This window comes from Corynebacterium sp. HMSC072D12 (assembly GCF_001813925.1).
GTDB lineage: Bacteria > Actinomycetota > Actinomycetes > Mycobacteriales > Mycobacteriaceae > Corynebacterium > Corynebacterium aurimucosum.
The window spans coordinates 1-1,118 of record NZ_KV814383.1 but is presented as its reverse complement, the minus strand read 5'-3'; the positions used below and the strand labels follow the sequence as shown (position 1 = coordinate 1,118).

The 1,118-nt window shown below is 56.8% G+C and carries 1 protein-coding gene; it reads right to left on the bottom strand.

Going from position 1 to position 1,118, the window contains the following annotated elements; all coding sequences use genetic code 11:
* Nucleotides 1-13: 13 nt before the first annotated feature.
* A partial coding sequence (locus HMPREF2943_RS00935) for an ISL3 family transposase (protein WP_070710561.1) occupies nucleotides 14-1,118 on the bottom strand: 1,105 nt, incomplete at its 5' end.

The following is a 1,118-nucleotide window of genomic DNA, read 5'->3' as shown; positions in this document are numbered from 1 at the left end:
GGCCCTTCCGGTTTTAGAGTGCGTTGATTTTGTCCTGTAGTTGTCCGGAGTGGATGAGGCATCGCAAGATGTAGTGGTTGAGGTTTTTGAATCCCAGGGCGATGCCGCGTAGGTGTTCGAGTCTGCCGTTGATTGCCTCAACGGGACCGTTGGATGCGCCGATATCAAAGTAGGCGAGCACATCTTTGCGTCGACGCCACAGGGTGCGTCCCAGTTGGGCGAGCTCTTCTAAGCCTTTTGGTAGTCCTTTACGCAGGGTGTGGATGATGCGTTCCATGAGCTTTCTGCCTTCCGATTTCTTCGGATGCGCGTACGCTGCGATCACGTCTTGGTAGAGCAGCCACGTTACTTCTAGGGCCACGTAGTCGTCATCGGTGGCCCACAGCATTTCTAAGCGTTGCTTTTGCCGCTCGGTGAGATAGTTCGTCCTGGTCAACAGGGTGCGCCGGTGCTTGTACAGCGGGTCATCTTTGCGTCCGCGGCGCCCGGTTGTCTCACGTTGGAGTCTTTGTCGGCAACTGGTGAGCTTGTCGGCTGCCAGATGCACCACATGGAAAGGGTCCATGACTTTATTCGCCTGTGGTAGTTGCTCTTCAACTGCGGTGGCATAACCGGTGAACCCATCCATGGTCACCACCTGTATCTGCTCCCGGAAGCTGGGGTCGCGCTCTTTAAGCCACCCGCTGAGCACGTGGGCGGATCTGCCCGGTCGCATGTCTAACAAACGAGCAGGCCCACGCCCGTCCACCAGCGGGGTGAGGTCAACAAGTATGGTCACCAGGTTTGATGCCTGACCTGGTTTTCTGGTGTGTTTCCATACATGTTCATCGACTCCGAGGACGCGAACCCCGTCTAGGTGGCAGGGGTCGCCGTAGACAAGCTGGCGACAGGCATCCAGTGCGACCTGGTTGACCAGGTCCCAGCCCACACCGAGTGCTTTGGCGGTAGCTGACACACTCATCCGGTCAATAGCAAGGCGCTGCAAGATCCAGCGGGTGACCCGATAAGTGAGTTTGGCGCCGTCATCCGCGCAGGTTAAAGATTCTTGGAAGATCTTTCTCTTACATGAGACGGCTGTGCATAAGAATCTGGGGACTGTTACGTGCAGCCTAGTGGGG